Annotated in this window: 22 protein-coding genes; 17 read left to right on the plus strand and 5 right to left on the minus strand. The window is 57.5% G+C overall.

Annotated elements, in window-relative coordinates; all coding sequences use genetic code 11:
* The first annotated feature begins 2 nt into the window (after nt 1-2).
* Genes L1249_RS10065 through L1249_RS10075 form a run of 3 tightly spaced genes read left to right on the plus strand, consistent with a single transcriptional unit; the run spans nt 3 to nt 5231 of the window.
* Nucleotides 3-761 (plus strand): DUF4194 domain-containing protein, encoded by a 759-nt coding sequence (locus L1249_RS10065; RefSeq protein WP_172416288.1) that lies wholly within the window; start codon nt 3-5, stop codon nt 759-761.
* Entirely contained in the window at nt 758-4102 is a 3345-nt protein-coding gene (locus L1249_RS10070; RefSeq protein WP_044629082.1) for an ATP-binding protein, read from the plus strand. Before L1249_RS10065 ends, L1249_RS10070 begins: the two co-directional genes overlap by 4 nt.
* Complete coding sequence (locus L1249_RS10075; RefSeq protein WP_172416287.1) at nt 4086-5231, plus strand: Wadjet anti-phage system protein JetD domain-containing protein; 1146 nt, start codon at nt 4086-4088, stop codon at nt 5229-5231. The genes L1249_RS10070 and L1249_RS10075 overlap by 17 nt, the downstream gene beginning before the upstream one ends.
* A gap of 261 nt (nt 5232-5492) precedes the next feature.
* Here the strand turns inward: L1249_RS10075 and epmB are convergent, their stop codons facing one another.
* Nucleotides 5493-6515, minus strand: coding sequence for an EF-P beta-lysylation protein EpmB (gene epmB, locus L1249_RS10080; RefSeq protein ID WP_137093446.1), 1023 nt, complete (start codon nt 6513-6515; stop codon nt 5493-5495).
* A 137-nt stretch (nt 6516-6652) separates the two neighbouring features.
* Here epmB and efp point away from each other — a divergent pair, with 137 nt between their 5' ends.
* Entirely contained in the window at nt 6653-7219 is a 567-nt protein-coding gene (gene efp / locus L1249_RS10085) for an elongation factor P (protein ID WP_054641005.1), read from the plus strand.
* Nucleotides 7220-7318: 99 nt separating this feature from the next.
* Nucleotides 7319-8299, plus strand: coding sequence for an EF-P lysine aminoacylase EpmA (gene epmA, locus L1249_RS10090; RefSeq protein WP_228168657.1), 981 nt, complete (start codon nt 7319-7321; stop codon nt 8297-8299).
* Nucleotides 8300-8317: 18 nt separating this feature from the next.
* Here epmA and asd read toward each other — a convergent pair whose 3' ends face one another.
* The 3 genes from asd to rsgA all read right to left on the minus strand — a co-directional run bounded on the left by asd (nt 8318) and on the right by rsgA (nt 11108).
* On the minus strand, nt 8318-9160 hold the full coding sequence (asd, locus tag L1249_RS10095; RefSeq protein WP_137093441.1) for an archaetidylserine decarboxylase: 843 nt from the start codon (nt 9158-9160) through the stop codon (nt 8318-8320).
* Nucleotides 9161-9170: 10 nt separating this feature from the next.
* Nucleotides 9171-10013, minus strand: coding sequence for a sulfurtransferase (locus L1249_RS10100; protein ID WP_074210443.1), 843 nt, complete (start codon nt 10011-10013; stop codon nt 9171-9173).
* Nucleotides 10014-10085: 72 nt separating this feature from the next.
* Complete coding sequence (gene rsgA, locus L1249_RS10105; protein WP_062361218.1) at nt 10086-11108, minus strand: small ribosomal subunit biogenesis GTPase RsgA; 1023 nt, start codon at nt 11106-11108, stop codon at nt 10086-10088.
* Between the two features lie 146 nt (nt 11109-11254).
* Here rsgA and orn point away from each other — a divergent pair, with 146 nt between their 5' ends.
* A complete protein-coding gene (gene orn / locus L1249_RS10110; RefSeq protein WP_128082392.1) occupies nt 11255-11839 on the plus strand; it encodes an oligoribonuclease in 585 nt (194 codons plus the stop codon).
* Nucleotides 11840-11842: 3 nt separating this feature from the next.
* Here the strand turns inward: orn and queG are convergent, their stop codons facing one another.
* Nucleotides 11843-12997, minus strand: coding sequence for a tRNA epoxyqueuosine(34) reductase QueG (gene queG, locus L1249_RS10115; protein WP_084812726.1), 1155 nt, complete (start codon nt 12995-12997; stop codon nt 11843-11845).
* A 130-nt stretch (nt 12998-13127) separates the two neighbouring features.
* Here queG and L1249_RS10120 point away from each other — a divergent pair, with 130 nt between their 5' ends.
* The 11 genes from L1249_RS10120 to L1249_RS10170 all read left to right on the plus strand — a co-directional run bounded on the left by L1249_RS10120 (nt 13128) and on the right by L1249_RS10170 (nt 26261).
* Entirely contained in the window at nt 13128-14621 is a 1494-nt protein-coding gene (locus L1249_RS10120; RefSeq protein ID WP_058576418.1) for a bifunctional ADP-dependent NAD(P)H-hydrate dehydratase/NAD(P)H-hydrate epimerase, read from the plus strand.
* Between the two features lie 11 nt (nt 14622-14632).
* Nucleotides 14633-15130 (plus strand): tRNA (adenosine(37)-N6)-threonylcarbamoyltransferase complex ATPase subunit type 1 TsaE, encoded by a 498-nt coding sequence (gene tsaE / locus L1249_RS10125; protein WP_058576419.1) that lies wholly within the window; start codon nt 14633-14635, stop codon nt 15128-15130.
* On the plus strand, nt 15121-16599 hold the full coding sequence (locus L1249_RS10130) for an N-acetylmuramoyl-L-alanine amidase (RefSeq protein WP_442908426.1): 1479 nt from the start codon (nt 15121-15123) through the stop codon (nt 16597-16599). Before tsaE ends, L1249_RS10130 begins: the two co-directional genes overlap by 10 nt.
* A 74-nt stretch (nt 16600-16673) precedes the next feature.
* A complete protein-coding gene (gene mutL, locus L1249_RS10135) occupies nt 16674-18590 on the plus strand; it encodes a DNA mismatch repair endonuclease MutL (RefSeq protein WP_235253553.1) in 1917 nt (638 codons plus the stop codon).
* Nucleotides 18591-18623: 33 nt separating this feature from the next.
* Nucleotides 18624-19562, plus strand: coding sequence for a tRNA (adenosine(37)-N6)-dimethylallyltransferase MiaA (gene miaA / locus L1249_RS10140; RefSeq protein ID WP_058576422.1), 939 nt, complete (start codon nt 18624-18626; stop codon nt 19560-19562).
* Between the two features lie 135 nt (nt 19563-19697).
* A complete protein-coding gene (gene hfq, locus L1249_RS10145; RefSeq protein WP_044629095.1) occupies nt 19698-19946 on the plus strand; it encodes an RNA chaperone Hfq in 249 nt (82 codons plus the stop codon).
* A 36-nt stretch (nt 19947-19982) separates the two neighbouring features.
* Nucleotides 19983-21293, plus strand: coding sequence for a ribosome rescue GTPase HflX (gene hflX / locus L1249_RS10150; protein ID WP_044629096.1), 1311 nt, complete (start codon nt 19983-19985; stop codon nt 21291-21293).
* A gap of 135 nt (nt 21294-21428) precedes the next feature.
* A complete protein-coding gene (gene hflK, locus L1249_RS10155) occupies nt 21429-22697 on the plus strand; it encodes an FtsH protease activity modulator HflK (RefSeq protein WP_044629097.1) in 1269 nt (422 codons plus the stop codon).
* Nucleotides 22698-23582 (plus strand): protease modulator HflC, encoded by an 885-nt coding sequence (hflC, locus tag L1249_RS10160; RefSeq protein ID WP_044629098.1) that lies wholly within the window; start codon nt 22698-22700, stop codon nt 23580-23582.
* Between the two features lie 190 nt (nt 23583-23772).
* Nucleotides 23773-24966, plus strand: a complete 1194-nt coding sequence (locus L1249_RS10165) for an ATP phosphoribosyltransferase regulatory subunit (protein ID WP_044629099.1) — start codon at nt 23773-23775, stop codon at nt 24964-24966.
* Nucleotides 24966-26261, plus strand: a complete 1296-nt coding sequence (locus L1249_RS10170; RefSeq protein ID WP_044629100.1) for an adenylosuccinate synthase — start codon at nt 24966-24968, stop codon at nt 26259-26261. Before L1249_RS10165 ends, L1249_RS10170 begins: the two co-directional genes overlap by 1 nt.
* Nucleotides 26262-26438 lie beyond the last annotated feature (177 nt).

Below are 26438 nucleotides of genomic sequence, written 5' to 3' on the forward strand. Positions count from 1 at the left end.
GTATGGCGGGTGTTTTTGATCAGATTGTTGGACGCCAGCAGGCAGACGAGGTGAGTGAAGAGCAATCGCCTCCAGAAGGGAAGGATTCGTCCCATTCAATGGCTGAGGAAGGGCTCGCAGGTACCGACGGAGAAAATAGCGCGCGTACCGACGTCAAACTGCGGGAAGTGGCTCAAGAGCTGCTGCGTATGGGGCTGCTGGAAGAGAGCCTGCGCCCGCATCTTTATCGAACGGCCCTGGCCTCCATGGAGAGGCTCAATGCAACGTTAGAGCCCCTGGATTTAATTGCCCGCGCCGATGAGATCCGTGGGTTGGTATTTCTGGCGGTGCGTCATGAGGATGGCGATGTGTTTCAAGACGAGTGGTCGCATCCACTGGTGCGCAAGCAGCGGCTGAATATGGAGCAGACGCTGCTGGTGGCTATTTTGCGTCAGCACTTCATCGCTTACGAGCAGGACGCTGGCACGGGCGCCGGTGACGCCATGGTGGCGGTTGACGAGCTGATTCCGCATATGCAGGTGTATTTGGGGGAGAGTGGCAGCGAGGCCCGGGAGCGCACGCGCATGTTGCAATTATTGGATCAGCTCAAGGGGCATGGCCTGGTCTCGGCGCCGGACAGTCACGAGCGGGTAGTCATCCGGTCAATGATCGCTCACCTGGCCAACCCGGAGAACCTCACTGCCTTGCTGTATGAGTTAAAGGCAAGAGTCGCCGCGGAGAGTAGTGACCGCCAGGACAGTGACAAAGAGGGGATGCCATGATCACGGCAACGCCTAGCCAGCCTTCGCTGCTGGATGAGGAACAGGCGACCGCCTGGCAGTTGGCTCCCACCTATATCCTGCAAACCCTGGAGCTGTTCAACTGGGGTGGCTTTGGTGGTATGCACAAGGCTGATATCGACGCTCAGGGTAGCGCCATCATTGGTCCCACTGGCAGTGGCAAGACCACGCTGGTGGATGCATTGATGACCCTGCTCACGGCCAATCCCAAGTACAACCTTGCCTCTACCGGTGGCCATGAGAGTGACCGGGATCTGGTCTCTTACGTGCGCGGGGTGAGTGGCCCCGGCGATGGCAGTGAGGGGCAGTCGCATATTGCCCGGCCCGGTAAGACCGTGACGGGGCTGGTGGCGACGCTCAGTAATGGTGAAAGCCTGGTGCGTATCGGTGCCCTGCTGTGGTTCGACAGCACCAGCATGTCGCCCTCGGATATGAAAAAGCTCTGGTTGTTCAGTACTGCCCCCGAACATACTCTGCATCGCTGGCTGACACTGCAGCAGGAAGGCGGTATGCGCGCCTTGCGCCAACAGGATAAGACAGACACCGGTATCTGGACGTACCCCAGCAAAAAGGGCTTTTTAGCGAGGCTGCGGGACTTTTTCGAAGTGCGTGATAACGCCTTCAACTTGCTCAACCGAGCGGCAGGGTTGAAGCAGCTAAACAGCATTGACGAAATTTTTCGCGAGTTAGTGCTAGACGATAACGCCCAGTTTCAGCGCGCCCGGGAAGTCGCCGATAGCTTCGATGACCTCACCGCCATTCATGAAGAGCTTGAAATCGCCCGCCGCCAGCAGCGCTCTCTGGAACCGATTAAAACCGGTTGGGATAAGTACCTGCACAACCAAACGCTACTTGATGACCAGGAAACCCTCAGCCGGGTACTGCCGGTGTGGTTTGGTGAACAGGCTCACCGGCTGTGGAAGGCCGAAGCCGAGCGTCTTCAGCAACAAACCCAGCAGGCCGAGGCCGAGTTGGCAGCCGCTGAGGAGAGCTGCACTCACCAGCAGCGTACCTGTGAGCGTTTAAATGAAGCTTATCTGCGTCTGGGCGGTTCGGATATTGAGACCCTGGAAGCGCTGGTCAAGGCAAAGCAAGCCAACCTGGAGCGCTGCCAGCGCCATGCGGCAGACTACCAGCGATTGGCACGCTCGCTCTCCTTTGACGATGCCCTCAACCGTGAAGCGGTCGCCACCAATCAGATGCTGGCTGCCGAGCAGTTGCGCGAGGTTCAGCAGGCGCTTGACGCCGCCAAGCAGGCGGCCTTTGAGCAGGGCAGCCAATGCTATCGGATGGAGCATGAGTGCACGGAGTTGCACAAAGAGCTGGCCGAGGCGAAAGCGCGCCCAGGGTCTAATATCCCGGGGCGCTTTCAACAATTTCGCTCCCTGCTGGCCGAAGCGTTGGCACTCGGCGAAGACGACCTGCCCTTTGTCGCCGAGCTGGTACAGGTAAAAGCGGACGAGCAAGCCTGGCGCGGCGCGATTGAACGGGCGATGGGTAGCCACCGGTTGCGTATTTTGGTGCCGCCGGAGGCCAGCCACCAAGCGCTAGACTGGATCAATAGCCGCCACAATGCGCTGCATGTACGACTCCTGGAAGTGAAACCGCCCGCCAGCCAGCCGCGCTTTTTTGAGGATGGCTTTACCCGCAAGCTCGACTACAAGGATCACCCCTACCGGGAAGCGGTTAAGGAGCTTTTAGCCGGGCTGGACAGGCACTGCGTTGGCTCGCCGGAGAGGTTGCGAGAGACTCCCCATGCCATGACGGCGGAAGGGTTGATGTCGGGCAAGGCACGCTTTTTTGACAAGCAGGATCAGAAGCGGCTAAGCGACGATTGGCAAACTGGCTTTGATAACCGTGACCGGCTGGCGGCGTTAAGCGCGCAAATCAGCGAAGCAGAAGCGCGCTTACAGAGCGCCAGGGCGGAAGAGGAGCAGGCGAAGGCCTCACTGGCTGCGCTTGAACAGCAGGTAGTGCTGTTAACCAGGCTGGCAGCGTTGGACTATGAGGAGATCAATGCGCCCCAGGCCGAGCGTGAATGGCAACAGCAGCGGGACAAACTGGCCGCCTTGACCGCACCCGATTCCGATGCGGCGACAGCCAAACGCCAACTGGAGCAAGCCCGCGATGAGTTGGCCACGCTGGAGCAGCAAAAAACGCAGTGCATCAGGCAGTGTGCCCAGTTAAACAACCGGCTGGAAACCGCCCAAAAAGAGCAGCAGCAGGCGTTTCGCAAAAGCGAAGCAGGGCTGAAGGAGGCGGAGCGCACCCTTGCTGATGGCCATTTCTCTCCCCTTGATCAACGGCAGCTTGCCAATGTTGATGAGCTGGAGCGCCAAGCTACTACCCAGTTGCAACAGCAACTGACCACCTTGCGGACGACCCAAAGCCGAGTGGAAAAAGAGTTGGTCAAAGCCATGTCGGATGCCCAGCGGGAAGACCGCGGGGCGCTTTCTGAGGTTGGGCGGGAGCTCGACGATGTGCCCGACTACCTGGCCCGACTCAAGGTGCTCACCGAAGAAGCACTGCCCGACAAGCAGCAGCGTTTTCAGCAATACCTCACCGACTCTTCCGATCAGGGCGTATCACAGCTGCTGGCCACCATCGAGGGGGAAGTAGAGCGGATCGAAGAGCGGTTGGAAGACCTCAATAACACCCTGCGGCGGGTAGACTTCCAGCGCGGCCGTTACCTACAGTTAGTGGCCAACAAGGTGGTGCATGAAAGCCTGCGCACCTTTACCCGGGCCAATACGGCGCTCGCCTCGTCGCGGTTTGTCGAGGATGGCGGCGAAAGCCAGTACAAGGCGTTGCAATATATTATCGCCCTGCTGCGCGATGCCTGCGAACGCCAGCGCACCCTCGGCGCGCGAGCGCTATTGGATCCGCGTTTTAGGCTTGAGTTTAAAGTCGCCATGATCGACCGGGCCGATGGGCGTGTGATTGAAACCCGCTCGGGTTCCCAGGGCGGTAGCGGTGGCGAAAAAGAGATTATCGCCTCCTATGTGCTGACGGCCTCGCTGAGTTACGCGCTGTGCCCCGACGGCAGCCCTCGGCCGCTGTTTGGCACCATCGTGCTGGATGAAGCCTTTTCGCGCAGTTCGAATGCTGTAGCTGGGCGAATTATTGCCGCGCTCAACGAATTCCACCTTCATGCGCTGTTTATTACCCCCAATAAGGAGATGCGTTTGCTGCGCAAGCACACCCGCTCGGCGGTGGTGGTGCATCGCCGTGGTAATGCCTCCAGCCTGACGCCGATCAGTTGGCAGGCGCTGGATGCCGTGCGTGAAAAGCGGCGTGAGGCGCGCAATGAAGTCCCCGAGTGAGATCGCTGCTCGCCTGGCTAAGCAGTGGCAGCAAGCGTTCTGGCGGGTAGAGCGATTGTTATCCTCGGAGAGTTGGCCGCTGGTGATCCCCATTGGCAAACCCAGCGGCCGCCAGTTTGCCGATCAAACCGGTCTGGTGCAGGCCCATGTGCAGCGCTGGCGGCAGATAACCGTTGGTGAGGTGGTGTTTCAAGATATCAACTTCCGCGCTGCTGCTGAGCCGGTGTCACTCCCCGTGCAGTGGGTGTTGCACACGCCGTCTGAATGGGCCGCCGCTACGGCGGATGGCGACGTGCAGCAGGAGTTTGCGCTGCTGGAAACTCTGGTAGGCAGCGTCAACCAGCGTTACTGGGAGGTGCTGGTTCGCGAACGCGCCCTCTGGCGCAATAAGTCTGTTAGCGAAATCACTGCCGCTGCAGCGCTGGCGGACTCGCTTTCTCCGGGGATGGCAGAAGGTCGACCATTAAGATTGCTCAACGGACTGAGGGTGGACACCAAGTTTATCGAGCGCAACACGGTGTTACTGACACGCCTGCTGGATGAACGCTACGACGGCATGGCTAGCCAACAAGGCTTAAACGGTTTTCTGGATGCCCCCGACGATAAAGATCACTGGCTGCTGGTGGTGCCCTTGGAGAAGGGGTTGCTGCCTTTTAAGCGTCAGCGCATCACCGCCAGAGAACTGGCGGATACTTGCCTGCCGGGCTCGCGGGTGGTGGTGGTCGAGAATGAGCAGTGTGAGCACTTGCTACCCGGCATGCCGGGTACAGTGGCGATTCTTGGCGCAGGGCTAGATGTACACTGGCTATCAGGTGAGGCGCTAAAAACAAAAGCGGTCGCCTATTGGGGCGATATGGATACTTGGGGACTGCTGATGCTGGCCAGAGCGAGGCAGGCACTGCCTACGATTACTCCGCTGATGATGAGCGAGGCGCACTTCAAGGCATTTTGCCGTGACTGCGCCGTGCCAGAGCCGGTTCAAGCCGAGCTGCCGAGCAGCGGCCTGACTGAGCATGAAGTGGCTTTTTTCCATTTGCTTAAAGCCCAACCACAAGGGCGCCTGGAGCAGGAGTATCTACCTTCACAAGACGTACAGCGTGAGCTGCTGGGGTGGCTGGGTCGCTGTTAAGGGCTGCTAGTACGCCAGTCTGGGGTCGAGGGGGAACTGCTCGACTGAAAGTTTAGATGCCGGGTTAATAGCTATCGCTGGCTATTGAGACCGTTAATTTGGGTGCTCTTGCCTGCCATGCGGCTGAGCGTTAAAGCAGTCAATCAAGCTTTGGGGAAGCGCCCTGATGCTTCTTTCAAAGAGCTAGGATAAATAGCTAAGTGCCATAGATAACGGCACTTGGCGTTGTCGTATGCCCTGACTTTCTTAAGATCATCGGGATCACAAAGGCGTCTTGCTCATCTTACCTGGCACTTCACGCACCAGCCGTGGCATGAGAAAGCCGGGTAAGTGTTCCAATAGTGCTTGTATGAGCGCTTGCGCCTCTTTGTCAGGCACGTCAAAGTGCGCGGCGCCCTGAACTGGGTCGAGTACGTGGAGGTAGTAGGGCAGCACGCCTGCTTCAAACAGCCGTTCCGAGAGGGCTGCGAGGGTAGGCACGTTGTCGTTAATGTCCCGTAATAGAACGCTCTGGTTTAGCAGCGTGACGCCTGCCTGTTTTAAGCGCGTGCAGGCATCCACCACGGCTTGGTCGATCTCATTGGCGTGGTTGATATGCAGCACGACGACTTTTTGTAAGCGGGTGCTGCCTAACCAGCTTAGCAGGCCTTCATCCACACGGTCGGGAATGACCACGGGCAAGCGGGTGTGAATGCGCAGCCGTTTTAGGTGAGGAATGCTCTCTAGCTGTTCGACCAGCCACGCCAGCTGCCGGTCGCTGGCGGCAAAGGGGTCGCCTCCTGATAGGATGGCTTCGTGAATCGAAGTGTCGGCACGTAGGTAGTCCAGGGCTTCCTGCCACTGGGCGCGGGAAGGCGAGTTCTCGCTATAAGGAAAATGGCGGCGAAAGCAGTAGCGGCAGTTGATTGCGCAGGCTGGGCTTGCTATCAGAAGTACCCGGTTTGCATATTTATGGATCAGCCCTTTGACGGGGCGGTGGTCGGCTTCCTCTAACGGGTCTGTGACGTAGCCCGGTGAGGCCAGTGTTTCATCGCCTATAGGCAGCACTTGACGCAACAGCGGGTCATTAGGGTCGTTGGGCTTAATGCGGGCAAGGTAAGCGTCGGGCACGCAAATATCGAACAGACGATGTCCGGCCTGCGCTCCGGGCAGCCATTGGGCGTCTAAACCAAGGCGTTGGCAGAGCGTGTCGGGATCACGAATCGCATGAGAAAGCTGCTGCTGCCAGGAGGTCGAAACCTGGGCATGGGCGTGGTGACCAGCGATAATGATGTTCTCCTGCAAAAAGCCCTCCTTCGGGTTATCATGCGCGCACTTAGCGGCGTTGCTATTCGCAATGACGCAACTGACGGTAACGTAAGTGGCTGGCAGATCGCCGCACGTACGACATAGACAATTGAAACAGACCATTGAGAGGCATTATGGCGAACTATTCTACCAACGAATTCAAAGCAGGTTTGAAAGTAATGCTCGACGGCGACCCCTGTTCGATCGTTGAGAACGAGCTGGTGAAGCCGGGTAAAGGCCAGGCGTTCAACCGCGTGAAGCTGCGCAACCTGATGACAGGCCGTGTGGGTGAGAAAACCTTCAAGTCTGGCGACTCTTTAGAAGGCGCTGACGTCATGGATCTGGAAATGGAGTACCTCTATACCGACGGTGATATGTGGTACTTCATGAAGACCGACGGCTCGTTTGAGCAGTATGCGGTAGAGAAAAAAGCGCTGGGTGATACCGTCAAGTGGCTAAAAGAGCAGGTACCTTACATTCTTACCTTGTGGAACGATAAGGCCATTTCCGTAACGCCGCCTAATTTCATCGAGCTGGAAGTCGTAGAGACTGACCCGGGCCTAAAAGGCGATACGGCGCAGGGTGGTTCTAAGCCTGCTACGCTATCTTCGGGTGCTGTGGTTCGCGTGCCGCTGTTCATCAATCAGGGTGAAGTGCTGAAAATCGACACCCGTTCTGGTGAGTACGTATCACGCGCTTAACCGCGCGATGATAAAAGCGGCAGACATAGTCGCTTAAGCATTTCGTTCATAAAGCCACGCGATACTGTTGCGTGGCTTTATGTTGTTAGGGAGAAGGGAATGACACTGAACTGGCAGCCAACGGCAACGATGGGCACCTTGCGCGAGCGCGCACGTTTGATCGCGACGGTGCGCGCCTTTTTTGCTGCTCGGGGCATATGGGAGGTGGAGACGCCAGTGCTCGGCCAAGGGGGCAGCACCGACGTGCATCTAGTGTCGCTATCGTCGCTTGCCCGCACCGATAAAGGTCAGCGCAAGCTATGGCTGCAAACCTCGCCTGAGTTTCATATGAAGCGACTGCTGGCGGCCGACAGCGGCCCCATTTTTCAGCTGGCAAAAAGCTTTCGTGATGGCGAAGTGGGGGCTCGGCACAATATCGAATTCACCATGCTGGAGTGGTACCGCCCTGGTTTCACGCTGGCGCAGTTGATAGAGGAGACAACGGCGCTGGTGGAGCACGTATTGCCCCAGTCACCTGGCCCGGTGGTGTACTACCGTTATCGCGAACTCTTTCATCGCCACTTGGAGGTAGACCCGTTCACCACGTCGCTGGTCACGCTGCGGGCGCTAGCAGCAGAGCGGGGCAATATGTCGGCCCAAGCGCTAGCCGAGGAGGGGCGCGATACTTGCCTGGATCTGCTCATGGGAATGGTTATCGAGCCAACCTTAGGGCAACAGGAGCTTAGCGTAGTCGTTGACTATCCTGCGAGCCAAGCGGCGCTGGCGCGACGTCATCAGGATGCCGATGGCGAATGGGTGGCCTCTCGCTTTGAGCTATACCTGAACGGTATCGAGCTCGCCAATGGCTACGATGAGTTGACCGATGCCGAGGAGCAGCGCCAGCGTTTCGATGCAGATAATGCCGAGCGTCGCCGGTTGGGGCTACCTGAAGTAGATGTCGATGCTCATCTACTGGCAGCGCTAGAACAGGGGCTGCCAGCCTCTTCCGGCGTGGCGCTGGGGCTGGATCGTTTGATCCAATTAGCGCTGGGTAAAACGCGCCTGGAAGAGGTCTTGGCGTTTTCGACGACTAACTGCTAACAACGCGGCCAGCCTGGCTCAGGGCGTTGGGATAGCGAGGCTCTGCCCCATTTGCACTGTTGCCCCTAGCGCGTGGTTGCCAAACGCCACGGGTTTAGCGAAACACAACACGACGGTGGAGCCGAGCTTGAAGCGGCCCATCTCAGCACCTTTCTCCAGCACAATCGGCTGCCCGAAGCGCATGCGCTGAGGGTGGCCCGACAGCGGTGTTACTTGCCCAGACCAGACGGTTTCAATGGCGGCCACAATCATGGCGCCGACCAGCACCATCGCCATAGGGCCGTGCTCGGTATCAAAGATGCACACCAAACGCTCATTGCGGGCGAACAAGCCGGGCACGTAGTTGGCGGTGGCTTGGTTGACCGAAAAGAGTCGCCCCGGCACGTAGATCATTTCCCGCAGCGTGCCGGTCACTGGCATATGCACGCGGTGGTAGTCGCTTGGCGAGAGATAAACCGTCGCGAAGCTGCCGTTCAAAAACTCATCAGCTAACGCTTTGTCGCCGCCCAGCAGGGTTTGGACGGAAAACGTATGCCCTTTTGCCTGCACCAGTTTGCCCGCCGTGGTGAGGCGGCCAAACTGTGAAAGCGTGCCATCCGCAGGGCTCAGTAGACCTTCGCCCAGTGGGCGAGCATCCGCTTTCAGCGCGCGGGTAAAAAAGTCGTTGAATGTGGCGTAGGCGGTGGGGTCTGGCTCCAGCGCCTGGCTCATATCCACCTTAAAGCGCTTGATAAACGCTTTAATCAGGGTGTCTTTCACCCAGGGGTTATCGCACTGGGCAAACTTACCCGTCAGGCGCGACAGCGCGTGTTGAGGCAAGGGGTATTGAAGTAGTGAAAAGGCTTTTTGGGAGAGGGTCACAGTAATATCTTCATTTCTCGATGGGTGTATCGTCGCGGTTGCCCCATTCACCCCAGGAACCCGCGTAGCCGCGTATATTAAAGCCTAGCGCTTTACCTACAAGCCAAGTAAAGCTGCTGCGGTGGTGGCTTTGGCAGTGGGTGGCAATTTCCTTATCGGGAGTGAGCCCTAGGGCATTAAGTTCGGTCATGAGCTCGGCGTAGTCGCGGATTCTCAGCGCCCGGCTGCGATCCATGGCGTCTAGCCAATCCATGTTCACTGCACCAGGAATATGTCCCAAGTGTTTGTTGTTGCCGCGTTCGCCGTCGTACTCCGCTTTGGAGCGGGCGTCCCAAATGGCAAACTGTTTGTTGCTGAGCTTCTCTTTGATCTCATCGCAAGTAATGGCGGCACTAGGGTTGAGAATCTCAGCGTGGTATTCGCTTGGCGTTGGCGCGGTGGGCTCAGTGCTCTCTTCCAGGCCTGCGTCGCGCCAGGCGTGAATGCCGCCGTTTAGATAGGAGTAGCGGGTGTGGCCGATCAGCTCCAGTGTCCAGAGCAGGCGAGCTGCCCAGCCGCCGCCTTCGTCGTCGTAAGCCACTACATGGGTGTCGCGGGTTAATCCCAGCGCGCTGAATAACTTGGAGAGAAACTCCACCGACGGCACGTCGTTCGGCACTGGGCCTTCGCCGCGCATCAAGTAGCGAAAATCCAGATAAATGGCGCCGGGAACGTGGCCCTGACGGTAGCTTTCGCCATTGGCGGGCACATCGATAATCAGCAGTTCAGGCGCCTGTAAGTGCTCTTGTAACTGCTCCGGCTCCACGATGAGTGGCAATAGATTGTGTTCTGATGAGTGGCTGGCGGTGCTCATATCCGGCTCCCTTAACATTAAGACAACTGCAACGAGGCTAACGGCGGTGTTGCCCTGGTCATTGTAGGTTCGTCACTGCGGATTCAAGCTATCGAGAATACGTCGATAGCTGGCGAAACGCTCTGGATGAATCTTGCCTGCCTCGACGGCGTCCAGTAAAGCGCAGCCCGGCTCATTGCGGTGGCGGCAGTCCCGGAAGCGGCAAAGGCCCAAATAGGGGTGGAACTCGATGAAACCATCGGTCACTTCCTGCTCGTCCAGATGGATCAGGCCAAACTCGCGAATGCCGGGCGAGTCGATAAGTTCGCCATTGCTTACTTCGTCGCTGCGCATGGCATAGAGACGCGCTGTGGTCGTCGTGTGCGTGCCTTTACGCGAATCTTCCGATAGCGCGCCAATACGCAGGGTTTCGTCGGGCAGTAGTAGGTCAATCAGCGATGATTTCCCCACGCCACTTTGGCCGACGAATACCGAGGTGCGGCCCGCGAGCTGCTGGCGCAACTTATCCAGCCCTTCGGGGTTGGCCGTGGTGGTGCGTACCACCGGATAGCCTAGCTGGTGATAGCGCTCCAGCAGCTGACCGAGTTCGCCGCCATCGTCTGGCAGTAAATCGGTTTTATTCAGCACCAGCACAGGCGCGATGCCGGTAGCTTCAGCGGCTACCAGATAGCGGTCAATCAGGTTGGGGTGGGGTGCAGGCTCGACGGCGAATACAATCAGCAGCTGATCAATATTAGCGGCTACCGGCTTAAGCTGGCCGCGTGGGTCAGGGCGCTTCAAAATACTGTCGCGCTCTTCACGGGCAACCACCACGCCAGAGCCATCCTGGCCTGCCCGCCAGATCACTCGGTCGCCGGTTACCAAGCCATCAAGGTTGGCGCGCAGGTGGCAGCGTATAGGTGTGCCGTCGGCGTCACGCACTTCCAGCGTACGGCCAAAGTGGGCCATCACTCGACCCGGCTGCTCTGGGCCGTATTCGCCTGCAGAGAGCTTTTCGGTATCCTTGGAATCGCGCTTTTCAGCGCGCTGGGCGCGTTCGGCTTGAATCTTCTCGACTCGCCACTGCTGCTGGCGGCTTAATTTACGTTTGCTCATGACCACCTGATGATCGTTACAATAGACGTCATTGTACCCACCAGGGCGGTCAACTGTCCTGTATGGGGTGCGGGTTAGCGCAATATAAGCGACACTTTTACTTTATTCGCCGATGTCAGGGCGAAACTGGCCAAGGAGTGAATGCAATGAGCGAGCAAAGCGGCGCACCGCGTAGCGACCTGTTGGTATGGATTGATTTGGAAATGACCGGCCTGGAGCCGGATAAAGAGCGCATTATCGAGGTGGCGACACTCATCACCGATGCTCAGTTGAATGTCGTGGCAGAAGGCCCAGTGATCGCCGTCAAACAGCCCGATAGCCTCTTGGCCGGAATGGACGATTGGAACCAGAAAACTCACGGTGAGTCTGGGCTGGTGGCGCGGGTGAAAGCGAGCACCATCGAAACTAAAGAAGCCGAGCGCCAAACTCTCGATTTTTTACGCCAGTACGTGGTGGCGGGCTCTTCGCCGATGTGCGGCAACAGTATTCATCAAGACCGCCGCTTCTTGGAGCGGGAAATGCCCGACTTGTGGGCGTTCTTTCACTATCGCAATTTAGATGTGTCCACGGTTAAAGAGCTGGCGAAGCGCTGGAACCCCGGTGCGCTGGCGGGCTTCAAGAAACAAAATGCCCACTTGGCGATGGATGATATCAAGGAGTCGATTGCGGAGCTTGCCCATTACCGCAGCACGTTTTTGCGTATTGAAGGTGGTGGCGACGAAGAGGAGTAGCCCTCATGCGCGTGTCGCGATACGCGCATCTCGCTTATGGCGCTGCTCGTCGAGCGCCCAGGCAACGTGTTCGCGTACTAGCGCGCTGGGATAGGCACGACGTGCCCACAGCGCTGCCTCGACGGCATCACTCCACGGAGCATTGCCTAACCCGACGGCAAGATTACGTAGCCAGCGCTCATAGCCAATGCGGCGAATGGGGCTGCCTGCGGTTTTGTCCAAAAATTCCTCTTCGCCCCAGCTAAACAGCGCAATAAGCGATGCGCGGTCAAGGTCGTGGCGTGGGGAGAAGTCCTCTTCTTGGGTGATTTTTGTGAAGCGCGTGAACGGGCAAACGAGCTGACAGTCATCGCAGCCATACACGCGATTGCCCATGGCGCGACGGTACTCCACGGGAATCGCGCCGTGCAGCTCAATGGTGAGATAAGAGATGCACTTGCGCGAATCGACGACCTTATCGTCCACGATGGCCCCTGTGGGACAAGCGGTGCGGCAAGCGCTACAGCTGCCGCAATGCTCTTGCGCAAAAGGAGCATCGACAGGCAGTGGTAGGTCGGTATACAGCTCCCCAAGAAAGAATAGCGAGCCCGCTTTGGGATTCAGCAACATGGCGTTTTTACCGAACCACCCTAAGCCTGCTTTTTGGGCGAGCGCACGCTCCATCACCGGGGCGGAGTCGACGAAGGCGCGAAAACCAAATTTTCCTACTTCTTGCTCGATGTGCTTTGCTAACTGCGCCAAGCGTTTGCGCATTAATTTATGATAATCACGGCCCAGCGCGTAGCGGGAGACATAGGCACGGCTGGGTTGGCCAAGCACCTTGGCACTCTCTACTTCGGCGGGCAGGTAGTCCATGCGCACGCTGATGACCCGGCGGGTGCCGGGTTCCAGTTCGTCAGGTCGCGTGCGTTTGGTGCCGTGCTTCGCCATAAAGCCCATCTCGCCGTGGTAGCCTTTATCCAGCCAGTTGGTGAGGTGCGATTCGTGGTCGTTTAGATCAGTGTCAGTGATACCCACCTGCTGAAAGCCCAGCTCGCGCCCCCACTGTTTAATCAGTGCGGCAAGCTGGCGAAGCTGTTCTGCGGATAGCCGTTCGTGAGTCGGGTGTTCACGCGACGGCTGGTTGCGAGACAGTGAAAAAGTCGTGGAACTTGGCATGGTCAGTCAACGGTGGTGCGTTAAGCGCGCTATGCTAACGCATTAGCCTCTGCCACAACATGCCGTGCGTGCCTAAGCTGACACTGGCTGTGTTTAAGCGTTGATTTAGTACCCTATTTAAGGAGCAATCGTGTCTACGTTGAGTACCTCTTCGCTACGCCCCCTTTATAAGGCGTCTCAAGTGCGCGAGCTGGATCAGCGCACCATTGCAGGCGGTATAGAGAGCTTTGCCCTAATGCAGCGAGCCGCCTCTAGCGCTTGGCACAGCTTTCGTTCCCGCTGGCCTCAGGCGCGCAGTGTCACGGTGCTTTGCGGCGGCGGTAATAACGGCGGCGATGGGCATGTATTGGCGGCGCTGGCCATGCAGTCGGGGCTTAAGGTGCAGCGCCTTTCCCTCAAGCCGCGAGACGCGCTTTCTGGCGACGTTGCCCGTGCCGCGGAGCTGGCAACGGCCGCCGGGGTAGGGTTTGAAGAGTGGCACCCGCACACTACGCTTGCCGGTGAGGTCATTGTCGATGCGTTGCTGGGTACCGGACTTTCCGGCGAGGTCGAAGGCAGCATTAAGCAGGCCATTAAAGCGATGAATACGGCATCTCAGCCAGTGCTGGCGCTGGATATCCCGTCGGGTATTTCAGCCGATACTGGCGCGATGTTAGGCACAGCAGTGGAAGCCACCTGCACGGTAACCTTTATTGGCGACAAAATTGGTCTGCATACCGGTGATGCCCCGGCGTATACCGGCGATATCGATTTTCGCCCGCTGGGCGTCAAAGCCCAGGCATTTTTTGATATTCCACCTACCGCTTGGCGGCTGGATGATGCGCTGCTAGGCGAGGCTTTCACTCCACGTTCTCGTACTAGCCATAAGGGCAGCTTGGGGCATGTGCTGGTGATGGGCGGTGCGCCGGGCTTTGGTGGCGCAGCGCTGCTGGCTTCCCAGGCGGCTGCACGCTTGGGTGCCGGTAAGGTAACGTTGGCCACGGCACACGAACATATCACCGCAAGCCTAGTGCGCTGCCCAGAAGTCATGGCGCGGGCGGTGCGTGGTGGTGCTGATGCGGCAGATTTGCCTGCCTCAGCGGATGTGGTGGTGATTGGGCCAGGGCTTGGGCAAGAGTCCTGGGGGCAGGCGATGTTTCAAAGCGCGCTTAAGGCTTCTTCACCGCTGGTAGTGGATGCCGATGCGCTCAACCTGTTGGCAAGCCGCTGGCCAGACCTCCGCCGGGATAACTGGATACTCATGCCTCATCCTGGTGAGGCAGCAAGGCTGCTGGGGTGCTCTGTGTCTGATGTCCAAGCCGACCGGCCTGAGGCTGCCCGTGCATTGCAACGCGCTCGTGGCGGTATAGTGATATTGAAAGGAGCAGGCAGCCTGATTGCCGGGCCGAGCGGATTGGTGGTTTGCCCTTACGGGAATCCAGGCATGGCGAGTGGCGGGATGGGAGATGTATTAAGCGGTATGTTAGGCGCTTTGGTGGGGCAGTTTAATAGCCTGGAGCAGAGCGCATGGCTGGGTGTGATGACACACGCTTTAGCGGGGGATGAAGCCGCTAAAGCAGCGGGCGAGCGTGGCCTGTTAGCAAGTGATCTGGCATCCTATGCACGAGTGTTAATTAACCCGTGAAGGCGGCCAACATGCAGGTGCAATTGAACGATGAAGCGGCCCACGTCGCTTTTGGCGAAGCGCTGGGTCAAGCGCTAAAAGGTCACGGGCGTGTTTATTTAGAAGGCGACTTAGGGGCAGGTAAAACGACCTTAACGCGCGGCATTTTGCGGGCCTACGGTTATCAAGGGGCGGTGAAAAGCCCCACCTACACCTTGGTAGAGCCTTATGAGCTTGGCAATCAACGTATTTATCACCTTGATTTGTATCGCCTAGCAGACCCGGAAGAGCTGGAGTTCATCGGTGGACGCGATGTGCTGGCCGACGATGCGCTATGTCTGATTGAGTGGCCGAGCCGAGGGGAGGGCTGGTTGCCCGCCCCAGATCTGCGTATTCAACTGAGCGTTGCTGAAACTGGACGCGTCGCGCTATTAAACGCCGGTAGTTCTCTTGGCGAAGATGTCATAGAGCAACTGGCGCGTCAGTGTGTCGGGATGCAACAGGAGTGTGGTGTGATTCAATGGATATGAAAAGCCCACTGGCTCGTTTAATAGGTCAGTTAGCAACTGGCTGCGCGGTTTTATTGGTAGGTACCGCTACTCTGCAGGCGGCCACCGTTGAGAGCATGCGACTCTGGGCAGCACCCGATCATGCTCGTTTGGTGTTTGATCTTACCGCTGCCGCAGAGGCCAATGTGTTTTCATTAGAAAACCCATCGCGCCTAGTCATTGATCTTGATGAGAGCCAGCTGAATACCGACGTATCAACACTGCCGCTAGATGGCAGTGCGATTGCGGAAGTGCGAACCGGCGTGCGGGATGGTGGTGGCCTGCGGGTCGTGCTTGAGTTGAATCGTGATATTGAGCCGCGCCACTTTACGCTACCGCCTAATGATCAGTATGGCCACCGTCTTGTGGTGGATTTGGAGTACCCTGGCGAAAGCGCTGTGGAGAACCCTATCGACCCTATTGAGGCGATGATTCGTGACCAGGAGATGCTGGCGCAGCGCTCGGCTCAGGCCCAGTTGACCGGTGTGGAAGCTGACGTTTCTACACCTACGCCCGCGCAGCCTCCCGTCGAGGTTCAGCCCGCTCAGCCTCACCCACAGCGTGACATAATTATTGCTGTTGATGCGGGGCACGGCGGCGAAGATCCCGGTGCGATTGGCCCATCGGGTACTCGTGAAAAGGATGTGGTGTTGGATATCGCCCGACGGCTGGCTGCTGAGGTGAATCGAACCCAAGGCTTCAAAGCTGTGTTGATTCGTGACGGTGACTATTATTTGGGTTTACGCCAGCGTACTCAGCTTGCCCGCGAGCAGAAAGCTGACTTCTTTGTATCGGTACATGCCGATGCGTTTACCAGTCCAAGGCCCCAGGGTAGCTCGGTTTATGCGCTTTCACAGCGGGGGGCAACGTCAGAAACGGCTCAGTGGCTGGCGGATAGCGAGAACCGCTCCGACTTGATTGGTGGCGTCGATGGCAGTTTGTCGCTGCGTGATAAAGACCAAGTATTGCGCGGGGTGCTGCTGGATCTCACCATGACGGTTACGCTCAACGACTCGCTCTCGATTGGCGGGCAGGTGCTTGAGCAACTTGGGCGCGTGAACCGGTTGCATAAATCGCGGGTAGAGCAGGCGGGCTTCATGGTGCTGAAATCGCCGGATATTCCCTCGCTACTGATTGAAGTGGGCTTTATCTCAAACCCAGATGAAGAGCGCCGCCTGCGCGACCCGGTGCATCAGCAGGGGCTAGCAACGGCCATTTTCAGTGGCTTGCGCAATCATTTTCAGCGTAACCCGCCCCCAGCGAGCCTGCTGGCGTGGCAGCGCGATAATCAGCGTAGCCCTACCGGAAACGAGTACCGCATTCAGTCCGGCGATACGCTATCGGCGATTGCGATTCGCCACGGCGTACCGGTGAGCCAGCTAAAGCAAGCGAACGACCTGAATGGCGATGTTATCCGTGTGGGTCAGGTGCTGCGTATCCCCAGTTCTTAAGCCGTTGTTTAAGCGTCTGGGCTAGAAACGGGTGCTTAAAAAATCGTTTTGATGATTAGCTTCTGAGGTGTTGGTTGACTGAATTAAGCTCGCTGTCTGGCCGTATTCATGTGCTCGACCCCCGCTTAGCGAACCAAATCGCGGCGGGGGAGGTGGTCGAGCGCCCCTCGTCAGTGACAAAAGAGCTGATTGAGAACGCCATTGATGCGGGCAGTCAGCGTATTGAAGTAGAGATCGAGCAGGGCGGTGCCCGGCTGATTAAAGTGCGCGACGATGGCATCGGTATTGGCGAGCAGGACTTGCCGCTGGCGCTGGCCCGCCATGCCACCAGCAAAATCAGCAGCCTGGAGGATCTAGAAGGCGTTAGTTCGCTGGGTTTCCGCGGCGAGGCACTAGCATCTATCAGCTCCGTCTCGCGCCTAGAGCTAGTCTCTAATGCTGACGAAGACCCCCGCCAGGGGTGGCGGGTAGTGGCGGAGGGCCGTGGCATGGAGGCCAGGGTAACGCCCGCGCCGCACCCCCGAGGCACCAGTGTTTCTGTGCGCGATCTGTTTTTTAATACGCCAGCGCGGCGCAAGTTCTTGCGCACTGAAAAGACCGAGTTTGCCCACGTGGAAGAGGCGTTTCGTCGTCAAGCGCTGTCGCGCTACGACATTGCCTGGGTACTGAGGCACAATCAAAAAGTGGTGCACCAGCTGCCGCCGGGCAATACGCCCACTGCGCGCGAGCGCCGTATTGCCTCCCTGCTGGGCAAGAACTTTATCGAACACGCCCGCTATATCGAGCGCGAAGCAGGCGGCCTGCGCCTAAGCGGCTGGGTAGGTCTTCCAACCCATTCCCGCTCTCAGGCAGACCAGCAGTACTTTTTCGTGAATGGCCGAGTCGTGCGTGACCGCTTAGTGGCCCATGCGGTGCGTCAAGCCTACCGGGACGTGTTGTATAACGGCCGTCATCCGGTCTTTGTGCTTTATCTTGAGCTTGACCCCGACGTGGTTGATGTCAACGTTCATCCCACCAAACATGAAGTGCGCTTCCGCGATGGACGCATGGTGCACGATTTCCTCTACTCCAGCCTGCACCACTGCCTGGCGGCCTCCAAGCCCGCCGAAGAGGAGCCAGCGGCGTCAGACACTCAAGCCAATGAAGTGGTTGAGCCCACAGTGTCTACCGAGGTAGAGCAGCCTGAGCCGCGCTGGCAACAGCAGGGCATGCCGCTATCGGAAGGGTCGGATCGGCACCCCGGCGCCGAGCGCGTGCGCCGTTTTATGCAGGGGTATCAGGCTCTTCATCCTGATCACGAAGAGACGCTGTTAACGCCTCAACCAAGCCCGCCCGGCCAGCGCCCAGTTGCTAACGAAGTGCGCGAAGCGCCGCTTGCTATGCCTGCCCACGATGCCACCGCGGCACCGCCGCTGGGCTTTGCGTTAGGCCAGTTGCATGGCGTGTATATCCTGGCTCAAAACGCCCAGGGGTTGGTGTTGGTCGATATGCATGCGGCTCATGAGCGGATCGTATATGAACGCATGAAAAACCAACTGGCGGCGGCTAAAGGGATCGATACGCAGCCGCTGTTAGTGCCCGTATCGCTAGCGGCGAGTCGCAGCGAAGTGGCTACTGCAGAGAGCGAACGTGACGCTATTGCTCAGCTAGGCGTTGAGTTGGATGTGGCAGGCCCCGAGACGCTGCTGGTGCGCCAACTGCCCGCTCTGCTGGCTCAGGCCGACCCTGAAGCGCTGGTGCGTGAAATGCTTGAAGAGCTAGCTCGATTTGGCCGTACGCATCAGGTAGAGGCGCGTATTCATGAGTTGCTGTCTACCATGGCGTGCCATGGCAGCGTGCGTGCCAATCGTCGTTTAACGCTCGATGAAATGAATGCCCTGTTGCGCGATATGGAACGCACCGAGCGCAGCGATCAGTGCAATCACGGTCGCCCTACTTGGACGCAAATGAGCATGCAAGCGCTCGACCGACTTTTTTTACGTGGCCAGTAATGATGAAGACAATAAACGGAGTGCGGTAAACAGATGGCTGATACACGCCCCTGGGCGATATTTTTGATGGGGCCTACTGCCGCTGGAAAAACCGACGCGGCAATAGCGCTCCACGAGCAGTTAGGTCACGAGCTCATCAGCGTGGATTCCGCCATGGTCTACCGGGGAATGGATGTGGGCAGCGCTAAGCCCAGCGCTGAGGAGCTTGCGCGGGCACCCCATCGGCTTATTGATATTCGCGACCCTGCCGACCCTTACTCCGCGGCAGATTTTCGTGAAGACGCCCTGCAAGAGATGCGGCAAATCAGCGCGGCTGGGAAAGTGCCGCTGCTGGTAGGCGGCACAATGCTTTACTTTAAACGCTTAGTGGAAGGTGTCGCGAACCTGCCTTCTGCGGATGCCGCTATTCGTGAACAGCTTGAAGTGAAGCGACAAGCCGAAGGCTTAGCGGGCTTGCATCGCGCACTCGCTGAAGTGGACCCGACTTCGGCGGCGCGTATTCATCCTAATGACCCCCAGCGGTTAATGCGGGCTTTGGAAGTGTTTTACGCCAGCGGTCGACCCATGAGTGAACTGTGGGCCGAACAGCAGCCTGAAACCTTTCCGTGGCGGGTGTTGTCGATAGCGCTAGCGCCTAATGATCGTAAGATACTTCATCAACGTATTGCCCAACGTTTTGAAACAATGTTGGGTGAGGGCTTGATAGATGAGGTGGCCGCCCTCAGAAAGCGTAATGATATTCATCTTGGCTTGCCATCGATGAAGAGTGTTGGCTACCGTCAAGTATGGGAATATTTAGACGGCGCTTACGATCAGGGCGAGCTGGTGTCACGAGGGGTCATTGCCACTCGGCAGCTAGCGAAGCGTCAGCTCACTTGGTTGCGTAGCTGGCCGTCACTTAACTGGATAGACTCGCAGCAGCCAGACGCATTGGATAAGCTTCTGAAATTCGTGCGTGACAGCGGTGCTTAGCGTAAGATAGTGATTTCGAGTGGCCGGCGAGCGCTTTTGACACACCGGGCCTTTCGGGCAACAAGATTGCGGCGTAGCACCAGTAGGGCACGCCATTTGATAACCAACCCCAACGACAGTTTTAGGGAGAGCAACATGTCCAAAGGGCAGTCCCTTCAAGACCCGTACCTGAACATCTTGCGCAAGGAGCGCATTCCGGTCTCTATTTTCCTGGTAAACGGCATTAAGCTGCAGGGCCAGATTGAATCGTTTGACCAGTTTGTCATCTTGTTGCGCAATACCGTCAGTCAGATGGTTTATAAACACGCTATTTCCACGGTAGTGCCTTCACGCAATGTGCGTTTGCCGGCACAAGACCCTTCAGCATCTGATGCTGAACTCTAACACTGCTGGATAGCAAGAGAGTCCACGAGGTATTGATTGTTTTTTGAACGCCCAGAAGCCGGTGAAACGGCAGTTCTTGTTCACGTAGATTTCTATGATGAGCAGGCGCGTGAAGACCCGGGTGAGTTCTTGGAGCTCGTGCGCTCTGCTGGCGCAGAGCCCGCGACATTGCTCACAGCCAGCCGACAGCGCCCTGATTCCCGTACGTTTATTGGGTCAGGTAAGTTGGATGAGCTGCGGGCAATGCTCGCAGCTCATCAAGCGGAACTGGTGATCTTCAACCACAGTTTAAGCCCTTCCCAGCAGCGTAACCTTGAGAAGGAACTCAAGTGTCGTGTCTTGGATCGCACCGGTCTGATTCTCGATATTTTTGCGCAGCGGGCACGAACACATGAAGGTAAGCTGCAAGTAGAGCTTGCCCAGCTTGAGTATATGTCCACACGCCTGATTCGCGGCTGGACACACCTTGAGCGCCAAAAAGGCGGCATTGGCCTGCGCGGTCCTGGCGAAACCCAGCTAGAGACTGACCGACGGCTGCTGCGCGGCCGCATTAAATCTATTCATAAACGGCTCGATAAAGTACGCAGCCAGCGCGAGCAGAATCGGCGTGCTCGGGCTCGGGCGGAGATCCACAGTGTTTCGCTGGTGGGTTATACCAACGCGGGTAAGTCGACGCTGTTTAACGCGTTGACCAGCGCTGAGGTTTATGCGGCTGATCAACTGTTTGCTACCCTGGATCCAACGCTCCGTCGGCTTGAAATCGAAGACGTTGGGCCCGTTGTTATGGCGGATACGGTTGGTTTTATTCGCCATTTGCCGCATAAGCTGGTGGAGGCCTTTCAGGCGACGCTGCAAGAAGCGGCCGAGGCAACTTTGCTGGTGCATGTCATCGATGCAGCTGACCCAGACCGAGAGCTAAACGTTGAGCAAGTCGATAATGTGCTCAAAGAGATCGGTGCTGACAGCGTGCCGGTGCTCAAAGTCATGAATAAAATCGACAAGCTAGACAGCGCCCCGCGCATTGAGCGCGACGGCCATGGCGTGCCAGAGGTAGTTTGGCTGTCTGCTCAGCAGGGCCACGGGCTTGATCTATTGCATGAAGCTTTGACCGAGCGCCTTGCCAATGACGTGATTGGTTTTTCGCTTACACTGTCACCAGAGCAGGGTAAGTTACGCGCTGGCTTGCATGAGCTTAACGCCGTACGCGAAGAGAGTTTTGATGAGCAAGGGCGCTCCGTGTTGGATGTGCGCTTGCCCAGGCGCGACTTTAACCAGTTGATGGCTCAACTGGGTGAGCGTGCCAATACCTATTTACCAGAAGCATTACGCGAATCTGACGAATGGTAGCCCATCAAGTACCTACTCCACAGTCATTGACTGTGGAGTTGTGGTACACGATTGATATAGCAACAATATCAAAAGCACCCGGCCTTGCATAAGCACAAGGCAAAGTGCAGGTGAACACCTTAGTGGAGACGAAGTATGGCCTGGAATGAGCCCGGTGGTGGCAACCAGCACGACCCCTGGAGTGGTGGTGGTCGACGTGGTAACAGCGGCGGCGATCGCGGTGGGAGCAATGGTGGTGGCAATAACGGCAATAAAGGTGGCAACAATCAAGGGCCACCCGATCTTGACGAAGCGCTGAAAAAATTCCAAGACAAGCTGAACGGCATGCTTGGCGGCGGCAATAAGAAAAGTGGCGGGGGCGGTAATGGTAAAAGCGGGGGCGGTAAACCTCGCAATTCCTTTGCGTTGCCGGGCCTCTTGATTATTGTTGCGCTTGCCATTTGGGCTGCCTCAGGCTTTTACTTGGTTGACCAGTCTGAGCGTGGGGTTGTACTGCGCTTTGGTGAGTACCAAGGCATTGTTGAGCCAGGCCTGCAGTGGAATCCACCGCTGATTGATGATGTGCGCATGGTAAACGTAACACGCGTTCGTTCCGTCTCTCAGACCCAGTCCATGCTGACTCGCGACGAGAACATCGTTGAAGTGGAAATCTCTGCGCAGTACCAAGTCGCCAACCCGCGTGACTTTGTACTTAACGTACGTAATCCCGCTCTCTCTATTGAGAATGCGCTGGATTCTGCACTGCGTCATGTGGTCGGTGGTACGGATATGATTGATATCCTGACCTCTGGTCGTGAGATTTTGGGTAGCTCGGTGGCGAGCCGTCTGCAAGCATACTTAGATGCCTATGGTGCCGGTATTCGTCTGCAAACCATCAACATTGAATCAACATCTGCACCTGCACCGGTTATTGATGCCTTTGATGATGTTATTCGTGCTCGCGAAGATCGCCAGCGGACCATCAACGAAGGTATGGCTTATGCCAACGCGATCATCCCAGCTGCACAAGGCCAAGCTCAGCGTGTTGTAGAGCAGGGGCAGGGTTACCGGGAGTCGGTAGTCGCTGAAGCGCAAGGTCAAGCCAACCGTTTTAATGCGCTGTTAACTGAGTACCGTAATGCGCCAGAGGTCATGCGTGAACGTATGTATCTGGATGCAATTGAAGAAGTGTTTGGTAGCACGCCCAAGGTGCTGTTGGATGTGAGCGAAAATGCTCCGCTGATGTACCTGCCGCTAGACCAGATGCGCGGTAACAGTGGTAGTGACAGCAGTTCAACGACTGATAGCAGTGGCGATAGCAGCAGCGATGCGATTGATCCGCGCGTGCTGGAGTCGCTGCGGGGCAGCCAAAGCAGCTCCTCATCGTCGTCTAGTAATAACCCTATCCGCAGGGAGGGCCGCTAAATGATTAATAATCGATCCCTGCTTATCGTAGGTGGCTTGGCCGCCGTGGCGTGGCTAGCAAGTAACAGCCTATACGTAGTGGATGAAACCGAGCGTGCGGTGAAGCTGCGTTTTGGTGAAGTCATCGAAGAGAATATTCAGCCGGGCCTGCATGCCAAAATTCCGATTGCTCAGACAATTCGTAAATTTGACACGCGTTTGCTGACACTGGATACCGATACCAGCCGTTACCTGACCCTTGAGCAGAAAGCGGTAATCGTAGACTCCTACGTAAAGTGGCAAGTGATTAACCCCACTCGCTACTACGAGGCGACCGCAGGTGATGAGATGATGGCGATTCGCCTGATTCAGCCACGCGTCGATGAGAGTCTGCGTAACGAGTTTGGTCGCTTGAACCTTCAGGAAATCATTGCCGAGCGCCGTGATGACCTAATGACAGGCCCGACAGCAGAGCTTGACGAGCTGATGCGTGAAGAGCTCGGCGTGGCGATTCGCGATATCCGTATCAAGCGTATCGACCTGCCGGAAGATGTCTCTGCCGCTGTGTTCGAGCGTATGCGTTCAGAGCGGGAGCGTGAAGCCCGTGAGTGGCGCGCCCAGGGTCAAGAAGAAGCTGAGCGTATTCGTGCTAACGCCGATCGCCGCCGTCAGGTTCTGCTTGCTCAAGCTAACGAGCGCGCCGAAACCCTGCGTGGTGAAGGTGACGCCGAGGCAGCTGCGATCTTCTCCCAGGCTTACGGCCAGGATCAGGAGTTTTTCGCTTTCTGGCGCAGTCTAAACGCCTATCGTGAAAGCTTCTCTGGCGATGGCAACCTGCTGGTGCTTGAGCCGGATAGCGACTTCTTCCGCTATCTGCGTAGCGCAGTGCCTAATAGCGCTGAGTAATGGCGCGGAACCCCGTCAAGCGGTGTGCTTGGCGGGGTTCATCTAGCGCATAAACGTGATAGACTTTATCTACCGGGCGTCGCCCGGTTTTTTTGTGGCCCTCGTTTCGTGAACGTTTCCACGCAGCGCCTTGTGAGGCTGTTGGTGGTGTCGTCAGAAGGGGCCTTCATCGTCTCGCAGGATTGTTCACATGACCATCGCTGACCGCTGGCTATTGCCCGACGGCATGGATGAGGTGCTGCCGCCTCAGGCAAGCCGCATGGAAGAGCTGCGCCGTGCGCTGCTTGATCTTTACCATTGCTGGGGCTACGACCAAGTAATGCCGCCGCCGGTGGAGTTTTTGGACTCCTTGCTGACAGGTACCGGCACAGACCTCGACCTTCAAACGTTCAAGCTTACCGACCAACTGACGGGCCGCATGATGGGCGCATCTGCCGATGTGACGCCTCAAGTTGCGCGTATGGATGCTCACTCCCTAAAACGCCAAGGCCCGGTGCGTCTGTGTTACTGCACCAATGTGCTGCGCGCAAAGGCCGACCAGCATCAGGGCGGCCGAAGCCCCGTACAGGTTGGTGTGGAGCTGTTTGGTCATGCAGGCTTAGAGGCTGATAGTGAAATTATCCACTTAGCATTAGCAAGTCTGCATGCGGCGGGCGCTGATGAAATTCACCTGGCGTTGGGCCACATTGGTATTTACCGTAGCCTTGTAGAGGCCGCTGCACTCAGCGATGAGCAAGAGCGTGCGCTATTTGAGGCCTTGGCGTTAAAATCACCGGGTCAGCTAGCAGAGCAAGTGAACGACAGTGTGAGCGATCCTGTGCTGGCCGATATGCTGATGGCCTTGGGTGAGTTACATGGCGATGCCAGTGTGTTGGCCCAGGCCCGCGAGCGCTTTGCAGGTGCGCCTGCGCCTGTAACTGCAGCCCTCGACCAGCTAGAAGCGCTTTATAAAGGCGTTCTGGCGCGCTTTGATGTCTCGCTCTATTTTGATCTGGCAGAGCTGCGCGGCTATCAATACCACACCGGTATGATGTTCGCGGCTTACGTGCCGGGTTATGGCCATGCGCTGGCCAAAGGCGGGCGCTATGATGATACCGGGCGCGCGTTTGGCCGTGCACGGCCTGCCACCGGTTTCTCGATGGACCTGAAACAACTGGCATCGCTGGCACTGGCTTCACCCAGCCGGGGTGCAATTTGGGCTCCTGCCCAAGAAGAAGAGTCGCTTAACGCTGCCATTGTGGCGCTGCGTGAGCAGGGTGAACGCGTAATTCAAGCGCTGCCTGGGCAGCGTACTGGGCCGGCGGAGCACAGCTGTGACCGCCGTCTTGAGTTTATCGATGGTCGTTGGCAGACAACGACCCTGACACAAGAGACGAGTGCATAATGGGTAAGAATGTCGTAGTCCTGGGTACCCAATGGGGTGATGAAGGCAAAGGCAAGATCGTTGACCTGCTCACCGAATCCGCCTCTGCTGTGGTGCGCTTCCAAGGCGGCCATAACGCAGGCCACACGCTGGTCATCGACGGTGAGAAAACCGTTCTTCACCTGATTCCTTCAGGCGTGCTGCGCCCTGGTAAAACCTGCGTGATTGGCAACGGTGTTGTGCTCTCGCCGGAAGCGCTGATCAAAGAGATCCGCGAGTTGGAAGCGAAGGGCGTGCCCGTGCGTGAGCGCCTGCGTCTTTCTCCGGCGTGCCCGCTGATTCTGCCTTACCATGTGCGCCTAGACCAAGCGCGTGAGAAAGCCCGCGGTGTTGCCAAAATCGGTACTACTGGTCGTGGTATTGGCCCGGCGTACGAAGACAAAGTGGCTCGTCGCGGCCTGCGTTTGGGCGATATGCTTCATCGCGAGCGGTTTGCCTCCAAACTGGGTGAAGTGCTCGACTACCACAACTTTGTACTGGTGAATTACCACGGTGAGCCGGCGGTAGACTTCCAGGAAGTGCTGGATAGCGCCATGCAAATGGCCGAGGAGCTGCGTCCGATGGTCAGCGATACGGTCAGTATGGTTCATGACCTGCGTAAAGCCGGTGAGAATATCCTGTTTGAGGGTGCTCAAGGCTCGCTGCTGGATATCGACCACGGTACCTACCCCTATGTGACCAGTTCGAACACCACCGCGGGTGGTACGGCGACTGGTTCTGGTGTCGGTCCGCTCTACCTGGACTACGTGCTGGGTATTACCAAAGCCTATACCACTCGTGTCGGCTCCGGCCCGTTCCCCACCGAGCTGTTTGACGATCACGGCCGTCACCTAGCTGAGCGTGGCCATGAGTTTGGTGCTACTACGGGCCGCCCGCGTCGCTGTGGCTGGTTTGATGCCGTTGCCTTGCGTCACGCGGTACAGATCAACTCGGTATCGGGTATCTGCCTGACCAAGCTGGACGTACTGGATGGCTTGGAAAATATCCGCGTGTGTGTCGGCTACCGCAGCAAAGATGGCGACGTGCTGGATAACCCGGTGGATTCAGAGGGCTACGAAGCGGTAGAGCCGGTCTATCACGATCTGCCAGGCTGGAAAGAGTCCACGCTGGGCGCTAAGAAGGTGGAAGACTTACCGGCTAATGCCCGTGCATACATCAGCTTCCTCGAAGAGCAGGTAGGCACCAGCATCGATATCATTTCTACCGGTCCCGATCGTATTGAAACCATCGTGCTGCGCAACCCGTTCGAAGGCTAGGTCGTACACCTTCAGGTGATACTAAAAGGGCGGCTTGGCCGCCCTTTTTCGTGGTGCGCCAGGCATGGCGCGCAGCGCCAATTAGGCGCTATCCGGTCCGCCGTGGTGGTTGGCCGGATGACTTGGGGGTGAAAGTCCCCTACGGACCCTGATAGCGGGAACCGTTAGCTGAACAGC

The sequence above is a fragment of the Halomonas sp. Cn5-12 genome (assembly GCF_021532545.1).
Classification (GTDB): Bacteria; Pseudomonadota; Gammaproteobacteria; order Pseudomonadales; family Halomonadaceae; genus Vreelandella; species Vreelandella aquamarina.